Consider the following 18,044-nt stretch of genomic DNA (forward strand, 5'->3'; position numbering starts at 1 on the left):
TCATGGGAGAATGCTCTCCCTCATCATAGATCGTGTTGGAAATGTCAATATCTTCAATGTTTTAGAAGATAATCTTCCTGTAGAAGAATCTCACATCCAATCTACGTTAGACGATGATTTGATTTTAGAGTATTTGGGTGAAGTGGAACGACTTGTCCATGTTTCCCAATCCGTATTATCCAAACCCAACCAAATTTTAAATGTCGATATTTTACAAGATTTGAAAGTTCTCGGGGAAACTTTTTTCCAACAGTTTTTCCCAACCTCTATCATCGAAAAACTAAAAAACACAAACAAACAGAGCATCCACTTTAATATCGATCCAACACTTGCTCTTGTTCCTTGGGAATTATTGCATGATGGAACTAGTTTTCTTTCTGATAAATTTCGAATTGGAAAAACGATTCGGGGTGGCCTACATCGTTCCACACATAAAGAAAATCGTAAAATCAAAATGCTCATCATTGCAGATCCAACAGAAGATTTGCCACATGCTCAGAAAGAAGGTGAGGTTTTGTTTTCAGTTCTCAGTCAAAAAGTACCAAACCATCTACTCGAATTAGAATTCATAGGAGGAAAACAGGTAACCAAACTCAAGTTACTCTCTCTTATCAAAGACAAACACATCATTCATTATTCAGGGCACTTACATTTTTCAGATGATTCCCTTGAAAATGGTTGGTTATTGTCGGATGGGAAAGTCCTTAAGGCTCGTGAAATTAAATCAACAGGTATTGATACGGATTTAGTTTTCTCTAACTCTTGTATGTCGGCAAAATCTGCAGGTAAAAAATTAAATACAAATATTTTAAACCAATATGCAGGTGCATTTTTAACTGCAGGGATCAAAACTTTTGTAGGAACAAATTGGGAAATTTTAGACAATGAAAGGACAATTGATTTTACTGTAAGATTTTATACATATCTTTTTTCAGATAAATCTGTTGGAGAGTCCTTATTCTTATCGAAAGAATTTGCAAGACGTAATTACCATGCGAATGATTTAACTTGGGCTAATTATTCCTTATATGGGAATCCTGATTTTGCAATGTTTGTGAATGAACGAAGGAATTTTCATTCGGCAAAAATTTTAAATCCAACTGCAGTATTAGAGTTTTATCCAACTCCAATTGCTGCTTCTTATTCCAAGTGTAATCATTTCAATAAAAACAAAACGGTTGATAAAACAAATCTCCTCAATTTGATTCGATTGTTTGAATCGATAAGCCAAGTGGTAGGGATGATTGTTTTTAGTGATCATGCTTCTCATGCAATGAACAAATCCATCCCAAATAATTTGGATGATGCTGTTACACTTCGTAAATGGTGGGAACTTGTTTACAGTTGTGTATGGGATTTTCAAAAATTAAAGATTACGAGTATATTTGATTCTGCTCTTCCCGTTTTACACGAACAAAAGGAAACCATTTTTAAAATCTTAGGTTGGTTGGAAGTTTGGGAAGAGAGTGATATCAATGCGGAAGAATTGGAATCTTACCAAATCATTCTTCAGTTTTTTTTAGAAAATATGTTATTGGAATTTGCGGAACTGGAACGAATCAGTATTTTACTGGTTTCGGAGAACAATAACCCACATTTTTATTTTAAAGGGATCAAACCATCCTATTTATACCCGACTTCCCACGGGTCACGTGAAAAACTTTTAGAACAATTGTCACACCACAAAGGTAACTTAGTGTTGTTACATGAAGGAAGAAAAATGGTTATCCCATTTCAAACTTATTTCAAAGAAAAAAAGGAAACTGGTGAATTGGAACTTGTGTTCAATGGTCTCATTCCATTTGTAATCGGAGCAAAACAGAATTGAGTTTATGCCATCCAGAACGAGGGAATGTTTCCTGCGGTGCCTGTTGTGGACTTTTTAATTTAAAACTTACAACCAAAGAATTCAAAAATTTACTCTTAGAACGAACAACTGAATTTCATAACACAGTCAATTTTGAAATCAGACATACACTTCCCATCTATCGAAAAGATAGAGAAACCAAAGAATCAAATTTTCCCAAAAAAGATGAAATGACATACAATTGTCCATTCTTGGGTTATGTAGACAACACCAAACAAAGAATAGGTTGTATGATCCATCCTAAATTTACAGGAGATCCCAAAAGCCAAAATTTTTCATTTTATGGAACATCCATTTGCCAAGCTTATGACTGTAAAACAAAGGAAAATGCACTCGCAGAATTGTGGGAAGTTTTGTTTGTCGAAATTGCAAAAGATTCGATTGAATATTCTTTTTTATCCGCAGATCATATCTTTACTTATGCAGTTGAGAAATTTTTTGCCCATTCCAATAAGAACGTAGAAGAAATGTTTCAAACCTTTCGATTGGAACTTGTAGAATTGTTTCAGTTACGATTGGTTACATCCATTCAAAACAATTTCACATCCTTTGAAATCAATTATGATGCTTTTTTGACCTTGGAGTCTGTTTGTTTGTATCTTGAGTCGGAACTTGGAATGGATTGGATTCGTTGGAAGGAAGAGTGGGAAAAGAAAAACCCGAATAGAGGTGAAGTATCCGGGTTTTTTGATAAGTGATTTGGATTATGCTTTTGAAGTAACAGTTGCTACTTTTGCTTTAGCTTCCGCTACAACAGTGTTAGCTTTTCCAACGATTGTTTCTACTTGAGAAAGACCTTCTTGAACGTATTTTCTAAGGTTTACAGAAATTTCGCTTTGGTCTTGAGCACCTTTCGCTGCTAAGTTTTGAAATTCTGCATTAATGCTAGAGAAAGCCTTTTCTGCTTCTACTTTTGCAGTGTTTACTGCGCCTAAGATAAAGTTTAATCCGTCTTTTACTTGTTGTTCCATTTTCATTTCTCCTTTTTTCGGTTCTCAGTTGTGCAATGCACCATTCCTTTTTGTGCGCTGCACAGCGATCCGTCAACCCGTTTTTTCATTTTTTTCCTGCATCGCACAAAAAAAATGGAAAGATGCCCCAACCGGAATTTTTACCCATCCAGTGGAAATCCACTTACCTCTCCTTACTTGACCAAAGGGCCTTGCCAGGAAAAAAAGAATTTTTAGAAATTAAGTCAGTTGAAGAGACAATTATAGCAATTCGTGATATGGCTGTTAGGGGAGCACCAGCCATTGCCATCACTGGTATTTTTGGACTTACACTTGGTGCCAAAAAAAAATCAGGAAAAGTAAATTCACAAGAAATTGAATCTCTCATAAAACAAGTGTTTGAGTCTAGACCAACTGCAGTGAATCTAAGTTTTGCTTTACAAGAAGCAAAAAAACGAGTGGAAGGGGAAACTCTTTGGGAATCCGTACAAACTGTTTGGGAATCGTTTGCACTAGAGATGATGGTGGATGATCTAAATGCCAACCAAACCTTAGGAAAAAACGGGGCAAATTTATTTCCCAAAAACCAGGAAGAGTTTCATATCATCACACATTGTAATACAGGTGCGCTTGCCACGGCTGGTCATGGAACAGCACTTGGGGTGATCCGAAGCCTACGTGACATGGGAAAAAAGGTAGTTGTTTATGCAGATGAAACTAGGCCATTTTTACAAGGTTCAAGGCTTACTGCTTTTGAGATGATGGAAGAGGGGATCGAATGTTATATCATCACAGATGGAATGTCTGGATGGCTCATGAACCACAGGAAAATTGATGCGGTCCTTGTTGGTTGTGACCGTGTTGCGGCCAATGGGGACACTGCGAATAAAATTGGGACATACAATTTAGCGATTGTTGCCCACGAACATAATGTTCCGTTTTATGTTTGTGCTACAAAGGACAGTTTTGATCTCAATTTAAAAACGGGAGAGGAAATCCCCATTGAAATGCGAAAAGAATCAGAAGTGACCCAGTTTGATTTTTTGAAAACACATGATGGAAAGTATTTATTTCCGGAAGGGAAAACCTCACCCGTTGGTGCAAGAGCTCTCAACCCTTCTTTTGACATCACAAAGGCCAAATTTATCAAAAACTTTATTACAGAATTAGGATGTTTTGTACCTGGAGAGATTCCCATTCGTCTAAAGAATGTATGACGGAAAAAGCGATTTTAGGTGGTGGGTGTTTTTGGTGTACGGAAGCAGTGTACTTACGCATCCAGGGTGTAATTTCCGTAGAATCTGGTTATGCGGGTGGTCAAACACCAAACCCAAGTTATAAGGAAATTTGCACAGGGACCACTGGCCATGCCGAAGTGATCCAAATTGAATATAATCCAGAAGTCATATCCTACTCCAAAATATTGGAGATTTTTTGGGCATCACATGACCCAACCACACTCAATCGGCAAGGGAACGACGTAGGAACACAATACAGATCCGTGATTTTCTATTTGAATGAAAAACAAAAGGAACTCGCAGTGGAATCAAAAAGAAAACATGCTTATATGTTCCCTGATCCCATAGTCACTGAAATTTCGCCTGCTCCCAGTTTTTACAAAGCAGAAGACTACCACCAAAATTATTTTACCTTAAACCCACAAAACCCGTATTGCCATTATGTGATTTTTCCAAAATTGAAAAAATTGGGTCTGAAGTTAAATTGATTAAAATTGCGGCTAATTTGAGTTAGCCGACTTATCATTTGCCTTTAAAGGCGGTGAGCATTGCTTTGTCTTGGTTTGGAAAAAAATTCATCACAAAAGCTGATTGTGCTTTGGTGATTTTTTCCACTTGCCTTCTGTATTTGATGACAGCTCCAGGGTGAGCCGTGTTTCGTACGACCACTTTTACATTATCTTGGTTGTAACGAGCACCTTTTAGTTCTTCAATTTTTGATTTGAGTAATTCAACAGTTTTGTTTTTTTTCTGATACGCATCAAAGATTTCTTTGAACTTTTCTTTTCTTGCTTCATCAATTTTTCCGCGAGAACGTTGTACCACTTCTTTGATCTTTTGGATTTCAGGTACAAGTGCTTCCAGTTCCTTTTCCATATCGGAAAGGCGTGAACTACCTTCTGTAAGAAGTCGGTCATTTTTATAATGGAATCCAACTTCCACAACTGTGTCCATTTGTGCAGAGGAACCAAGTGAGGAAACGGTAATTCCTTGGTAGGAAATTAAATCACTGCCAATGATAGAAGAAGATTCCCCCGTTAGGATGATATTCCCCAAACAAAGGATTCTACTGCCTAAAATAAAGTTTTCGATGATACAATCCCCATCAATTTCAAGGTTTGCATTTTCGACAAACTTGGCTCGAAGATCACCTTTGATGCGGATCACTCCTTTACCTTTTGCTTTCACTCCACCTTTGACTTCTAAATCTTCACCCACAACCACATCAGATGATTCAACGTTTCCATCTAAATAGAGGGAACCTTGGCAGTTGACAATCGCACCTTCTTCGATAGTTCCTTTGACACGGATGGTACCTTCAAAATTGATATTCCCTGTTCCTAAACCAATATTACTTTCAATATTTAACTCAGGTGATACAGTAAGTGATGTGTCTGTGGAAAATACCACACCACTTAACGTGGCAAAGTATTCTTTGAGTTGCCTACCTGGTTTTTCAGGGTCATCAATGGTTTTAGGCAAAATATTTTTACCTAAGGTGAGCCTTGGTCTGTCGATTGGATTCGGGTAAATTGGATTTCCAAGTACGTCTGTTCCTTGTTCTCCTGCCACCCCTTCAAATAGGGTAGCTAGTTTTTCCCCTTCTTTTACGTGAACATATTTATTGATATTACGAAAATCAGCAGATCCATCTTCCTTTAAAACAACTCGTTGGGCTCTTGGAAAATAAAACTTAATCCAACCACTTTCCCCTTGTTTGGCGGGGATCCCTTTTCCAACAACAAACGTAAAATCCTCTTTTACCTTTGTTGGATCTTTTAAAATTTTATCAATTTCGAGGGCAGCTAGGTCCACATCTTTCATTAAAATGCGGTCTCTATGAATGGAGGCGTTGTCTAACGCTTCAAAAATGAGTATATTGCTCATAGAACCACCTAACAGCCAAACTGGTTTGACTAAGAGAGTGGCTGTCAAACGATCCTCGGAGATTTGGATCTTGAGTCCTCGTTCCGGATTGAAGTCCGGTGCATTTTTTACGTCCATTCTGACTATAGTATCGGCAGGTTTTTTAGGAGAATCGACAATTTCTGTAGTGCTATTGGTCTAACCAGTGCAGAAAACTTCCAAAAGTTTGTAAGAGAGCAGGAACCCCAAAAATTTGGGAATGGAGTGGGAGACTGTCACCATGGGTGAGGGCAGTGGAAGTCCTGTGGACATAAGGAATTCCTTTTCCTTTCAGAAGGAGAGCCAGTTTTTCCGATTCTTTGGCCGAGATGACGGGGTCGGTTTTTCCATGCAGAAGGGAAACTGGGCCACTTAACATTTCCAATTGGTAAAAGGGGGAAAGGTTTTCTGGCATTTTTTCGGGTACTGTGTCTAAAACCTGTTGGGCCAAACTGATTCGGAAGGTGCGATCGTTGTGGACTTGGTCAAAAAATTCTTTTGCAAGTTTTGAAGATTTGTTTAGATACAATTCGGTTTTGGCATTTTGCCCCGTTCGTTTGAGTCCATTGTCCAGGGCAGCTTCATAATACACGGATTCAAGTTCTTCTGCGAGTTCTCGTTCGAAACGGTGGAGCATATTATATAAAATAACATACACAGCGTACGGGTCTACTTCGTAATGAGAGAAAACAAAAGGGACTGCTTCAAAAAAATTACAATACCCACCAATAAGCATACTTGATTTGATTTTGTCTCGAGTGTTGGATCTGGAAGCGGCAATGATTCCCATACCCGCAGAAAAACTAGCTGATAAATACCCTAAGTCATTACCGTTAAACAATTGTTTGTTTGAATAAATCTCTAACATCAAATTTTGAATATTGGAGATGGTTGTTTCTTCGATTTTTAATCCTTTGACTTCTGGAAGTTCTGGTAAAATGACACTATGACCGGTACTTGCAATGTTTTCTGCTAAGTCGATGATCCTTTGGTCATCAATGCCCATAGCACTCATTCCATGTTGGATGTACACACCTGGTAAGGAAGTAGGATCAGTGTTCTTGGGATAAAAAAGAAAACTACGACGACCCGTTTCGGATAAAGTGAATTCTTTTCGTTCGAGAGATTTTTTTTGTTTTAGTCCGGCATAACTCAAAATTAGAGGGAGAGCCAAAACATAGGGTTTCATTCGACTTTAGTTTTGGGGAGTAGGGAATTTTTCCAACAATAAAATCAAATACAACCTTCCCATGTATTCATCCCCACGTCGGTCTTTTAAGTTAAAGATGAGAATGTATTGGCGAAAGTGTTCCAGTGATATGGGAACCAGTTTGTGGTTTAAATTTTCTGGTGGTAAGATATCAATTTCGTAACGACCAAGTCGCATTTCTGTAATCAATTTACCTGCAATTTGATTGGCGAATTCCATCATGATGGATGCAGAGTGGGCTCTCGAAGTTGGATCAATTTGAAAGGCTTTCGCTATTTTTGGTAAAAGTTTGAGTTTTGTATAACCATCGAGTGCTAAATAGAGTTTTCCATTGATGTCTCCCACAAATTCGACAAGTGTACAATTTTCAAAACAAAGTCCTTCGTTTTTGGAAGGACCATATGCTTCCCTTTCAGCAAACACAAGTAAGGTTTTGTGAAAATGGTCCGGTAATACTTGCGAAACCGTTAATATGAATTTTTCATCGATGAGTGGATCCATTTAAGCGGCGTGGTAGAGGATACTCTCTTCTAAAGAACCATATGCTTTTTTGATCCAACCATCAAACCGTAAGTCAGGAATGAGTGGATTGGAATAACCTAGTGCCACTTCGGAAGGATAACCCAATTGGTCTAATTCCTCAATGAATTGTTGGAAAAAAGAAGAAAAAGATTCTAGGCGTTCGTTGGGAATGAGAGCTGCATATAAGTCTTCTTCCAATTGGAAAAGTCCAAGACCGAGTACAGATTGTTTGATTCCCATATGATTGAGTCCGATGGCAAGTTCCGATTGGAAGTTGGTATCAATGAACTTAAATAAGACCAAGGTCTTTTTTTCGGAAGCCTCAAAGGAAGCTTTTGCCATTTGGTAAAAATGGGAAACAGTATATAGTTTTGTGAACGGGTGTTTGGTGACTTTTGAATATTCACGTTTTGCCAGTATTTTTTCTGACAAATTGGTTGTTTCTTCCCAAAACACTTGGATGTCTTCGTTTGACCAAACATCTTTTGAAGTAAAACATAAAAATCCAAATAAATTCGCATTGATGGTTAATGGAACATATAACTTACGTTTGTTTTTGGAAATCACAGGGAGGGATTCTCTAATTTGGTTTTCTTCCCATTCATTCCATTCCACAGGATTGTCGTCTGTTTCGACTAACATTTCTGACTTTTGCCAGTAACATTCCTTAAATTCTTTTCCATCAAAGTATACATATTGAATGGAGGAGAGTTTAGGACTTGTGAAGGAAAAAGGAAATTCCTTTACCGTATCACAAAAAAGATTTCGTTCTTCCAATCGAACGGATTCTCTCGCAAAAAAAATAGGGTCCACTTTCCATAAGATTTCTTTTGGTTTTGGTCCTTCTGTTACTTCATTGTAGGCTTCAGGTGTCTGTGAAACTTGTGCATCAAAAACTCCTTCCGAAGTATGGGTTTCTTCCGTTGTATTGGATAAGTCATCTTTGCCTGGTGTACTTGTTTCAGGAGAATTGGATAGGGACTGTAAATCCAAACTGTACAAAAAGAGAGTGAGGAGAAGGCATGAAACTGTGAGAAGAGTGAAACTCACCCAGGAAAAATAAAAGAGGGATTGCAGGGTCACACCAATGGCAAAAAAAATAATAGGAATTGTATATCGTTTCATGGTACCTTAGCCGTTACTCAATATAACGGGTAAAATGGGGATTCGCTAAACTGATTTTCCTTTTCCGCTAGGGGCAAATGAAACTCTATTCCGAATTAGCAGAATACTATTTTACCATCGAAGAACCTGGCCGAAAATTTTCGGAAGAAATCCTTTTCTTAAGAGAAACATTCAAGCGACATAAAATTTATACTGTCCTCGACATTGGGTGTGGGACAGGGGAACACATCAAAGAATTACAAGGGATGGGCTTCAAACCACATGGAGTCGACGGATCTCCCCGGATGCTCGAGATTGCAAAAGCAAGATTTCCACATTGTAGTTTTGAACTTGGAAAAATGGAAAACTACATCGCCAAACAACCAGTTGATGGAGTGATTTGTTTGTATGGAACGTTCAATTATTTAGTAAATGATGATTTGGTACAAAATTTCTTACGTAATTGTTATAAAAACTTAAAACAAGCTGGGTTACTTGTTTTGGAAATTTGGAATGCAGATCCCATCCACCGCATCAAACGAAAACCCATTACGACTGTGAGTAATGTAAGACAAGGGACCACATCCATACGAAGGAACCGCGGATTTCGGTTAACAAGAGCAGATGACATTGCCATCGTAGAAGTGAATTATGTTTATAATTTAAACCAAAAGGATTTAAAAGACAAACATACCATGCGAGTGTTTCATTTCCCACAAGTCAGGAATTTCTTAGACGAAAACAAATTTGATATCTTAAACGTGTATAGCAATTACGACGGAGAAAAGTACATCAAAACAGGCGCAAGGATGCTCATCGTCGCCAAAAAGAGGTCTTGACTTTCTTTTTTTAGTACGGTATCTCATTCTATCGGGAGAACGTATGTCCAATTCAAACCATTTCCAAGTGATCGTGATTGGAGGAGGGCCAGGTGGTTATGTCGCTGCCATCCGTGCTGCCCAACTCGGTTTACAAACATGTGTTGTCGAACGCGACAAACTCGGTGGAGTTTGTTTGAATTGGGGTTGTATTCCCACCAAAGCATTGTTAGAAAGTGCACATGTTTTAGAACATTTAAGAGAAGCATCTAAATTTGGCATCTCTGCAGACAATATCAAAGCCGATTTTGAGGCCATCATCAAACGCTCAAGGTCAGTGGCAGACCAAATGGCAAAAGGTGTTGAGTTTCTCATGAAAAAAAACAAGGTCACTGTGGTGAATGGGGAAGCTAGTTTTGCAAATGCTAAAACCATCACTGTGAAATCAACCACAGGCGAAACCTCATCCCTTACCGCAGATTATTTTATATTGGCAGTAGGTGCCAAAAACAAAGCCCTACCTTTTTTACCTTTTGACAGCAAACGAGTGTTATCTGCAAAAGAAGCCATGGTAGAACCAAAAGTCATTCCCAATTTAGCCATCATCGGTGCTGGTGCCATTGGTGTTGAATTTGCTGATTTTTATGCGAGTATGGGATCCAAAGTCACCATCATCGAATACCAAGACCACCTACTACCCAATGAGGACAAAGAAATCTCTGGGGTACTTGAACGTAGTTTTAAAAAACGAGGGATTGAACAGTATTTGAGTTATGGTGTGGAGACAGCAACTGTTTCTGAAAAAGGCGTTGAACTCACGTTACTTGATAGAAATTCCGCTAAAAAAGAGAAATTAAACTTTGATAAGGTGATTGTGGGAGTAGGGATCTCACCGAACACATCTAACATTGGCCTTGATGCCATTGGAGTGAAATTAAAAAATGGGTTTGTGGAATATGTTGGAAACTATAGAACCACAGTGGATCATATTTATGCAATCGGTGATTGTATTCCCACTCCATCCCTTGCCCATGTAGCAAGTGCGGAAGGGATTCGTGCTGCAGAAGATATCTCCATTCGTATGGGAAATCCTCACCACATCCAAATCCAACGATTGAATTATGCCTACATCCCTGGTTGTACGTATTGCCATCCAGAAGTGGCGAGTGTGGGTCTTAGCGAAGACAAAGCAAAAGCGATGGGCCACGAAATTAAGGTTGGTAAATTTCCGTTTACAGCGAGTGGACGTGCCCAAGCCCAAGGTGACACAACGGGGATGGTGAAAATTGTCTCCGATGCCAAACATGGTGAAATTTTAGGGGCACATATCATTGGACCAGGAGCAACGGAACTCATCGCAGAACTGACACTAGGTGCCAATATGGAAATTACCGTGAGAGAACTTGCCAATACCATCCATGCCCATCCTACCTTAGCTGAAGGGATTATGGAAGGTGCTGCGGCAGTGCTTGGTGAGGCAATTAATATATAAGGGAATGGATACGGGGATGGGAATCGATTGGTTTGTCAGTTCTATTCAATACTTCGTTACTCATTTGTATTTTCACATAACAGTTAGCAATTCTTAGATTCTTTCCCTTATGAAAGAACCTATCGAGTCTATCTTACGTACAGTTGGCCACAGGCCATGGCCCATTCCTAAGCATTCCTGGTTTTGGTACCAAGAATGGAACGAAACAATTTTTTTGCATTACCAAGTGGATGGAAATCGTTTGCGTGAGCTTGTTCCTCGGCATTTGGAATTGGATCAGTTTGATGGAGAACATTGGGTATCAGTAGTTGCCTTTACCATGGATCAAGTACATCCAAAGTTTACTTTCCCCATCCAATTCCTTTCTACCTTTCATGAAGTGAACCTTCGTACCTATGTGACACGTGATGACAAACCTGGTGTGTATTTTCTAAGTATCGAAGCAGAAAAAATCCTACCAACATTCTTGGCAAGGATGTCATCAGGACTACCTTACAAACATTCTCCAATCATTCGGACAAACAATTCTTACATCGTACGTGGAAAACGTTGTGAGATTGGTATTGAATTTTTAAAAAAAGATAAAATAAGCTCTCCCACTCCCAAAGAACTTTGGCTTACGGAACGGTATTCTTTGTACAGGGGGAAAAACCCAGACGAAACAGCCATGGACGTACACCACAAACCTTGGGAATTGTTCCAATTAGAATTTACGAAACTGAATATCCGTTATGCGGCATATGATGGGTTAGTCAATTTTGGGAATCCAAACGTATGCCATTATTCACCAGGAGTGCAGGTGTTAGCTTGGTTGTAAGGAAATGGGAAGAGTATTCGTAAATTACATCATGAATCGCGAATGACAGATTTTGTACCATTCGCAGTAATATTTCCATATGCATTCCAAAAAGGAAATTAAACTATGAAAGTTAAAATCCTCACCCTTATGATATTCCCCCTCTTTATTCTTTTTGCAAGAGATCGTAAATTTGATCAATTGTATGAAAAAGTGAATATAGAAAATATTCCTATTGCCAGTTCTTTTTTGTTAGAGAAAGGAAAATCTAAAAAAGAATACTCTGGTGAAAAAATCAATGATCGTAATTATGATACTGCTTGGTGTGTGTCAAAAAACCAAGGGATCGGAGAATCTATTTATCTATCCTTTCCAAACGACTTTTCTTATGGAACTTATGATAATCTGGCTATAAATGATTTTCCCATTTCATTTGCATTGTTTAATGGTTTTTCCAAAACAGAAGATTTATTTTTTGCAAATAATAGAGTGAAGAGAATCCTAATAGAGTTTACGGAAATTCCATACAGTTTTGCCACTGGTGACTTTACATTAAAAGGGGATATTAACTTACACGGTGAGCCAATCCTAAATAGCATTCATGAGTTTTCACTTATTGATTCAAAAGAATTACAAAAAATTAAATTTAAGATTAAGCCTAAACAAAAAAATCAAGAAGGTTATCAAATGGGAATTTTAGCAAAAATGACTATTCTCGAAATCTATCCAGGAACGAAGTATAAAGATACGTGTATTACGGAGGCAGGTCTTTTTGCTGGTATTGAAAAGTATGAGAAAAAATAAAATGTCCAAGTAAACAAAACCAAGTGAAAAAATACCTATCCATTTCTTTATCTCTCCTAACCCTTCTTCTGTCCCAATGTTCGACATCCCATCCCAAATCGTTGGAAGCAGACGTGATGACAGATGCAAGTTACGGATACTTTCATGTCTTCTTGTGAATGAATCTAATTTACTTAGTCCAATTTTCTATACTTAAACCAGGAATCATGGAGAAATGTTTTTCATTGTTAGTTACTAAAGTGTAATTTAAAAAGAGAGCAGTGGATCCGATTAATAGATCAAAATCATCCACAATATTGCCTTTTTTCTGAAGGGTGGCTTTGACCTCACCAAAGGTTTCCACTATTCCTTTTGTTATTTCAATAACAGGAAATAGTTCACCAATTCTATAGACTGTAGCCAAATTTTTCTCTCTACTTTTGGATTTCTTTGCACCAAATATAAGTTCGCCGTAAGTAATTACTGAAATGGCTTTAGAAAGATTTTTTCTTTCGAGAAGGTTTTTTTGAACGCTTTGATTACCCTTAAGACTATAGATGATAATATCAGTATCAATCAAATAGCTCATCTGTTATCCTTGTCCGATTCTTTTTTGATCTTGATGATTTAATTTCAGTAATTAGTTCTTTAGCGGTTTTATCATCATGCCATGAATTAGTCAGTTTCAGAAACTCAATCGTTCTTAACTCGCTTTCAAAGTCATCTCTCTTCAAATGATTTTCAATGATTTTGACAACTTCTTGGCTAACTGATCGATGTTCTAATTCCGCCCTTCTTTTCAATGAATCATAGAGCCTGTTGTCTATATCTCTAACTTGTAAATTTGCCATTTTCTTGAACCTATTATGAGTTTGGACTAACTCATGAATTTGCAAGCATTATTCATGCTTTTTTAGTATTTTCATTTTAAAAACATGATTCATATCACCGACTTAAATCAATACCAAAATGATGTGCTTCGAAAGAGGGCTGTAGAAAGGAATTTGGAAATCATAGGTGAAGTAGTCAAAAAAATTCCTGATTCGATTAAAATCGAAAATCCAGAAATTGAATGGAGACAAATTGTTGGATTACGAGATTGTATCGCTCATGGTTATTTTGAAATTGATGATGAAATCATTTGGAATACAGTCCAAGTCCATTTAAAACCGTTTCGAGAACGTATCAAGTTGATTCAAAATCAGGTTTAGTTTTCAAACCTAACAGGAGCCAAGTGACCAACACCTGACTCCTGATTTTGTGTTGGGAATCTACTGCTCTACACAAACAATTTTCTTCGCAATATTACATGTGTCAGTTGTTACTTCTACAAGCGATGTGGTACTCGTACCGACTACACCAGTGACTCCATTGATTCCAGCATTTGAGATCGTCCAGTTTGTGCAGTTATCACTACTATTTACTAAGTTTCCTCCGGTAATGGTGATCCCTGTCCAAAAACGAGTCCCGTTATCACCGAGTGCAAAATTCATTTGCATCGTAGTGTTGGAATCACGAAAGATTCTGTTGGAAGTTGTTGTGGAACCAGTTGTATTCGAAGTGTCAGTGCTATTGGAATAAAAGGTATTCGCTTTTAACACCCAATCTGTATAAGTCAATGTTCCAATAGGATTGCCTAAAACTTCTCTTACACCTGGAACAGAAACCATCGCTTTATATGTTTTTCCTCTAACTCGATTTAAATCTCCATTACAAACTGCATCTGCACCAACAATTCCACCACTTCCAATTAATCCACTTCTTATAGTGCTAGTTAAAAATATATGACACCTTGTGGAACAAGGAGCGGAGGTGGATTGTGCGAGGAGGAGGGCGAGTAAGGTTGTGTCGTCGTTACTATCTTTAGAAGTGTTGCAAGCGCTTAGGAAAGCACTAGCAAAAACAAGGAATACCAAGGAATACCGTTAGATCCATTTTGTTTGCCGTTTTTCATAAACTCCAAATTGGACGCGCGTTTGGTGGTACGCAAGAAAAAATTAAGAGGTGATAGGTGCTTTTGGGCAAACCATTGAAAGGGATGATACTTAGGTAGCCAATGAGGATGATGGTGATGGTGATGGATTTTCACTTTTCCCCCCGCGCCAGCGATAGGAGACGAAACCATCGTCAATTCTTTGTCGGAAGTTGACTTGACAAAGGTTGTCTCTCAATCAAAAAATAAAGCAAGAGCTTAAAAATGTTTCCCTTATCAAAGAACCAAATTCTCACTCAGTTGAAAGACGACAAAGCGATATTGAGTCACTTTGGAGTGGCTCAGATTGGACTTTTTGGATCTTTTGTTCGAGACGAATCGAATGAAAATAGTGACATAGATATCCTCGTAGAATTTTTACCAGAACAGAAAACCTTTAGAAATTATATGGATTTGAAAATCTACTTAGAAGATAGTTTTCATAGAAAGATAGATTTGGTGATTAAGGATTCTCTGAAAGTTCGGATTAAGGATCAAATTTTAAGTGAAGCAGTATATGCCGCGTGACATTATTGTTTTGATAGAGGATATCCTCAAAGCGATCGATGAAATTTTTGAATTTGTCAATGATATCACCGACTTAAATCAATACCGAAATGATGTGCTTCGAAAGAGGGCTGTAGAAAGGAATTTGGAAATTATAGGTGAAGTAGTCAAAAAAATTCCTGATTCGATTAAGTTCAAAAATCCAGACGTTGAATGGAGGCAAATTGCAGGATTACGGGATTTTATCGCTCATGGATATTTCGAAATTGATGATGAAATCATTTGGAATACAGTCCAAGTCCATTTAAAACCGTTTCGAGAACGTATCAAGTTGATTCAAAATCAGGTTTAGTTTTCAAACCTAACAGGAGCCAAGTGACCTTCACCTGACTCCTGATTTTGTATTGAGAATCTACTGCTCTACACAAACAATTTTCTTCGCAATATTACATGTGTCAGTTGTTGTTTCAACCAAAGTTGTTGTACTTGCACCGACCACTCCTGTGACACCACTTACTCCCACATTGGAACTTGTCCAATTGGTACAATTTACGTCATTGGCAAGGTTTCCGCCAGTAATTGTCATTCCTGTCCAAAAACGAGTCCCGTTATCACCGAGCGCAAAATTCATTTGCATAGTAGTGTTGGAATCGCGAAAGATTCTGTTGGATGTTGTTGTGGAACCAGTTGTATTGGATGTATTTGTGCTGTTAGAGTAGAAAGTGTTCGCCTTTAATACCCAATCTGTATAAGTCATAGTGCCTGTAGGATTGCCTAGTGCTTCCCTAACGCCAGGTATTGATACCATTGCTTTGTATGTTTTACCACTAACCTTATTTAGGTCACCATTGCAAACTGCATCAGCACCAACAATTCCCCCGGCTCCAATAAACCCTCGAGGAGTATTTGCGGACAAAAATATATGACACCTTGTAGAACAAGGAGCGGAGGCAGATTGTGCGAGGAGGAGGGCGAGTAAGGTTGTGTCTTCGTTACTCTCTTTAGAAGTGTTGCAAGCGCTTAGGAAAGCACTAGCAAAAACAAGGAATACCAAGGAATACCGTTAGATCCATTTTGTTTGCCGTTTTTCATAGGTTCAAATCTGGGAGAAACGTTCCAAGGTGGCAAGAAAGAATTGGAGGAAGAGTGTGTGGCAAATCAAAATTTTCAAAGAGGTAATAGTTGGGGAAAGATGACAAACTAGTTAGGTGAGGGGTTTTTTGTCTATCCACCTAATGTCTGTCCGAGGGTTGGGGAGTCGAAAAATTAATGTATTGAAAAAAGGCACACATGACGCCAGGATTTAAAAAGTGATTTTTGACTGGGACCAAGAGAAAAATAAATTCCTCGCATCACAACGAAATATTTCCTTTGAAAGGATCGTTATCGAAATAGAAGCGGGAGCAGTACTTGGCATATTGGAATATCCAAATAGTGAAAAATATCCGAACCAACTCATACTGATGGTGAATATAGATGATTATGCTTGGGTAGTTCCTGTCATTAAAACGAAAAATTCGTTCTTTCTAAAATCAGCATATCCTTCGAGAAAACAAACAAAACACTATTTAAAAAAGGAGAACCTTCATGAAACTGAAACTGACTGAGGAAGAAAAGGAATTAGAATTAACTTTCGAACGAAATGAATGGAAGCCTGTTTACAATCAAAAGCACTACTTAAATCAGTTTAAAAAAGCTGCCAAAAATACGTTAGCCAAAGATAAGAGAATGAATATTCGTATTGCTGGAAAAGACATTCAATTATTAAAAACAAAAGCCCTTGAAATAGGAATCCCCTATCAAACTTTAGTATCCAGTATTTTGCATCAATACGTGACGGGAAAACTAAAAGAATATTAGAGAATTAATCATTCAATAAAAAATTGTAAAGATGATGCGCCAGCGATTGCAGCGGAAATCCTTTTGCGGAAGCAAAAGATTGGAGTGGAAAGCGCGGTCACATCTTCCATCAAAGGAAACGAACACCAAAGGATTGTGAGGCGCCCCGCACTTCTTTATTCTAGAAATATAGTTTAATCTTCTTTCATATCCAAACATCGTTGCATCCAATTCCATGTTTCTTCCGGGCGTTCAAAGGGGAAAAAATGGGTGAAACCAGGGAAGATGGTCACATCCGACTTGGGGTGTACTTTTGTGAGTAGGTTGGCATACTTAGGACTACAGACTTCGTACCTTTCAGGAATGGCGATGTGGTTTTCCGTTTTGATGCCATAGAAGTTTTTGAAGACATGGAAATGGGCGTGGCCAAAAATTTTGGCTTCGACTCTTGGGTCACAACAGAGTTTGACTTCGTCTTCGTTGCCAGTTGGTACAAAACAAGAATTGAGATAATCTTCGAAGATAGAAGGTTCAAAATTGGCAAAGGCTGGGAACTTTCGGAATGACCGCCTAACAAGCTCTATGGATTTGAAATGAGTCCTTCTTTTTTTGGCACCTTTTGCGAGTGGGTTTTCTAAAAATTTAGAAAGTAAAATGAGTTTCCAACCAAGGATGACTGGATCCATTGCTAATACTTTTGTAAATCGTTCGGGTTCTTTTTTCGCTGCGAGTAGGGAAGAAGCTCCACCAAGGGAATGGCCGATGATTGTTGTTTCGTTCACCGATTCATGGTCGAGGAGGGAAAGGATTTGGTCCCGGAAGACATTCCAATTATGGAAGTCCAAAGTGAAGGCAGAACGACCATGCCCAATGAAGTCGGGTGCAATCACTCGGTAGTGTTTTTTTAATCTTTCAAAATAAAATTGGTAACAACCAGAACTATAGCCATTGGCATGACAAAAAACTAGGGCAGGCCCGGGTGTCTCCGAATCTAAATAAGCACATTCCCAATTTTTGTATGGTAAGGTTTTTGATTTCATT

Annotated in this window: 23 protein-coding genes; 13 read left to right on the top strand and 10 right to left on the bottom strand. The window is 38.2% G+C overall.

The genetic code is table 11. The annotated features are described in order from the left end of the window. Positions 1–10: 10 nt before the first annotated feature. Positions 11–1,828, top strand: coding sequence for a CHAT domain-containing protein (locus DI076_RS16375; RefSeq protein ID WP_108960791.1), 1,818 nt, complete (start codon positions 11–13; stop codon positions 1,826–1,828). Then, entirely contained in the window at positions 1,825–2,565 is a 741-nt protein-coding gene (locus tag DI076_RS16380; protein WP_108960792.1) for a hypothetical protein, read from the top strand. Before DI076_RS16375 ends, DI076_RS16380 begins: the two co-directional genes overlap by 4 nt. A gap of 6 nt (positions 2,566–2,571) precedes the next feature. Here the strand turns inward: DI076_RS16380 and DI076_RS16385 are convergent, their stop codons facing one another. Further along, positions 2,572–2,838, bottom strand: coding sequence for a sigma-54 down-regulated protein (locus DI076_RS16385; RefSeq protein ID WP_100717631.1), 267 nt, complete (start codon positions 2,836–2,838; stop codon positions 2,572–2,574). A 122-nt stretch (positions 2,839–2,960) separates the two neighbouring features. Here DI076_RS16385 and mtnA point away from each other — a divergent pair, with 122 nt between their 5' ends. Then, entirely contained in the window at positions 2,961–4,034 is a 1,074-nt protein-coding gene (gene mtnA / locus DI076_RS16390; protein WP_108960793.1) for an S-methyl-5-thioribose-1-phosphate isomerase, read from the top strand. Next, positions 4,031–4,543, top strand: a complete 513-nt coding sequence (gene msrA, locus DI076_RS16395; protein ID WP_108960794.1) for a peptide-methionine (S)-S-oxide reductase MsrA — start codon at positions 4,031–4,033, stop codon at positions 4,541–4,543. The genes mtnA and msrA overlap by 4 nt, the downstream gene beginning before the upstream one ends. Positions 4,544–4,577: 34 nt before the next feature. On the opposite strand, the gene DI076_RS16400 is transcribed toward msrA, so the two are convergent. From DI076_RS16400 to DI076_RS16415, 4 genes are read right to left on the bottom strand one after another with little or no spacing between them, the layout of a single operon-like run. Further along, complete coding sequence (locus tag DI076_RS16400) at positions 4,578–6,059, bottom strand: FapA family protein (protein ID WP_108960795.1); 1,482 nt, start codon at positions 6,057–6,059, stop codon at positions 4,578–4,580. Between the two features lie 52 nt (positions 6,060–6,111). Then, complete coding sequence (locus DI076_RS16405; RefSeq protein ID WP_108960796.1) at positions 6,112–7,149, bottom strand: alpha/beta hydrolase; 1,038 nt, start codon at positions 7,147–7,149, stop codon at positions 6,112–6,114. 6 nt (positions 7,150–7,155) lie between these two features. Then, a complete protein-coding gene (locus DI076_RS16410; protein WP_108960797.1) occupies positions 7,156–7,671 on the bottom strand; it encodes a chemotaxis protein CheX in 516 nt (171 codons plus the stop codon). After that, positions 7,672–8,817 (bottom strand): hypothetical protein, encoded by a 1,146-nt coding sequence (locus DI076_RS16415; protein WP_108960798.1) that lies wholly within the window; start codon positions 8,815–8,817, stop codon positions 7,672–7,674. Positions 8,818–8,894: 77 nt separating this feature from the next. On the opposite strand from DI076_RS16415, the gene DI076_RS16420 reads away from it, so the two are divergent. From DI076_RS16420 to DI076_RS16435, 4 genes are all read left to right on the top strand, one after another. Further along, positions 8,895–9,635, top strand: coding sequence for a class I SAM-dependent DNA methyltransferase (locus DI076_RS16420; protein ID WP_108960799.1), 741 nt, complete (start codon positions 8,895–8,897; stop codon positions 9,633–9,635). Positions 9,636–9,678: 43 nt separating this feature from the next. Further along, positions 9,679–11,106: a dihydrolipoyl dehydrogenase gene (gene lpdA / locus DI076_RS16425; protein WP_108960800.1), complete on the top strand. Its 1,428-nt coding sequence runs from the start codon at positions 9,679–9,681 to the stop codon at positions 11,104–11,106. A 109-nt stretch (positions 11,107–11,215) separates the two neighbouring features. Further along, complete coding sequence (locus DI076_RS16430) at positions 11,216–11,923, top strand: YqjF family protein (protein ID WP_108960801.1); 708 nt, start codon at positions 11,216–11,218, stop codon at positions 11,921–11,923. A 105-nt stretch (positions 11,924–12,028) separates the two neighbouring features. Next, a complete protein-coding gene (locus DI076_RS16435) occupies positions 12,029–12,706 on the top strand; it encodes an NADase-type glycan-binding domain-containing protein (protein WP_108960802.1) in 678 nt (225 codons plus the stop codon). Positions 12,707–12,875: 169 nt separating this feature from the next. Here DI076_RS16435 and DI076_RS16440 read toward each other — a convergent pair whose 3' ends face one another. Both DI076_RS16440 and DI076_RS16445 read right to left on the bottom strand, forming a co-directional pair. Then, positions 12,876–13,274 carry a type II toxin-antitoxin system VapC family toxin gene (locus DI076_RS16440; RefSeq protein WP_108960803.1) on the bottom strand — a complete coding sequence of 133 codons (399 nt, stop codon included), beginning with the start codon at positions 13,272–13,274 and terminating at the stop codon, positions 12,876–12,878. Next, complete coding sequence (locus DI076_RS16445; RefSeq protein ID WP_108961029.1) at positions 13,258–13,536, bottom strand: FitA-like ribbon-helix-helix domain-containing protein; 279 nt, start codon at positions 13,534–13,536, stop codon at positions 13,258–13,260. The genes DI076_RS16440 and DI076_RS16445 overlap by 17 nt, the downstream gene beginning before the upstream one ends. Before the next feature lie 84 nt (positions 13,537–13,620). Between DI076_RS16445 and DI076_RS16450 the strand changes: the two genes are divergently transcribed. Continuing rightward, positions 13,621–13,896 carry a HepT-like ribonuclease domain-containing protein gene (locus tag DI076_RS16450; protein ID WP_108960804.1) on the top strand — a complete coding sequence of 92 codons (276 nt, stop codon included), beginning with the start codon at positions 13,621–13,623 and terminating at the stop codon, positions 13,894–13,896. Positions 13,897–13,956: 60 nt separating this feature from the next. Here DI076_RS16450 and len (DI076_RS16455) read toward each other — a convergent pair whose 3' ends face one another. Further along, a complete protein-coding gene (len, locus tag DI076_RS16455; RefSeq protein WP_108960805.1) occupies positions 13,957–14,601 on the bottom strand; it encodes a Len family endostatin-like outer membrane lipoprotein in 645 nt (214 codons plus the stop codon). A 281-nt stretch (positions 14,602–14,882) separates the two neighbouring features. Here len (DI076_RS16455) and DI076_RS16460 point away from each other — a divergent pair, with 281 nt between their 5' ends. Together DI076_RS16460 and DI076_RS16465 are read left to right on the top strand one after the other, a co-directional pair. Further along, the gene (locus DI076_RS16460) at positions 14,883–15,185 is read left to right on the top strand and encodes a nucleotidyltransferase family protein (protein WP_108960806.1); all 303 of its coding nucleotides are present in this window, start codon (positions 14,883–14,885) and stop codon (positions 15,183–15,185) included. Further along, positions 15,175–15,516 (top strand): HepT-like ribonuclease domain-containing protein, encoded by a 342-nt coding sequence (locus DI076_RS16465; protein WP_108960807.1) that lies wholly within the window; start codon positions 15,175–15,177, stop codon positions 15,514–15,516. Before DI076_RS16460 ends, DI076_RS16465 begins: the two co-directional genes overlap by 11 nt. Before the next feature lie 60 nt (positions 15,517–15,576). Here the strand turns inward: DI076_RS16465 and len (DI076_RS16470) are convergent, their stop codons facing one another. Next, positions 15,577–16,218: a Len family endostatin-like outer membrane lipoprotein gene (len, locus tag DI076_RS16470; RefSeq protein WP_108960808.1), complete on the bottom strand. Its 642-nt coding sequence runs from the start codon at positions 16,216–16,218 to the stop codon at positions 15,577–15,579. 256 nt (positions 16,219–16,474) lie between these two features. Between len (DI076_RS16470) and DI076_RS16475 the strand changes: the two genes are divergently transcribed. Beyond that, the gene (locus DI076_RS16475; RefSeq protein ID WP_108960809.1) at positions 16,475–16,771 is read left to right on the top strand and encodes a toxin; all 297 of its coding nucleotides are present in this window, start codon (positions 16,475–16,477) and stop codon (positions 16,769–16,771) included. After that, a complete protein-coding gene (locus DI076_RS16480) occupies positions 16,752–17,024 on the top strand; it encodes an antitoxin (RefSeq protein ID WP_108960810.1) in 273 nt (90 codons plus the stop codon). The genes DI076_RS16475 and DI076_RS16480 overlap by 20 nt, the downstream gene beginning before the upstream one ends. A gap of 173 nt (positions 17,025–17,197) precedes the next feature. On the opposite strand, the gene DI076_RS16485 is transcribed toward DI076_RS16480, so the two are convergent. After that, positions 17,198–18,043, bottom strand: a complete 846-nt coding sequence (locus DI076_RS16485; RefSeq protein WP_108960811.1) for an alpha/beta fold hydrolase — start codon at positions 18,041–18,043, stop codon at positions 17,198–17,200. Between the last annotated feature and the right edge of the window lies 1 nt (position 18,044).

This window comes from Leptospira ellinghausenii, assembly GCF_003114815.1.
Lineage (GTDB): Bacteria > Spirochaetota > Leptospiria > Leptospirales > Leptospiraceae > Leptospira_A > Leptospira_A ellinghausenii.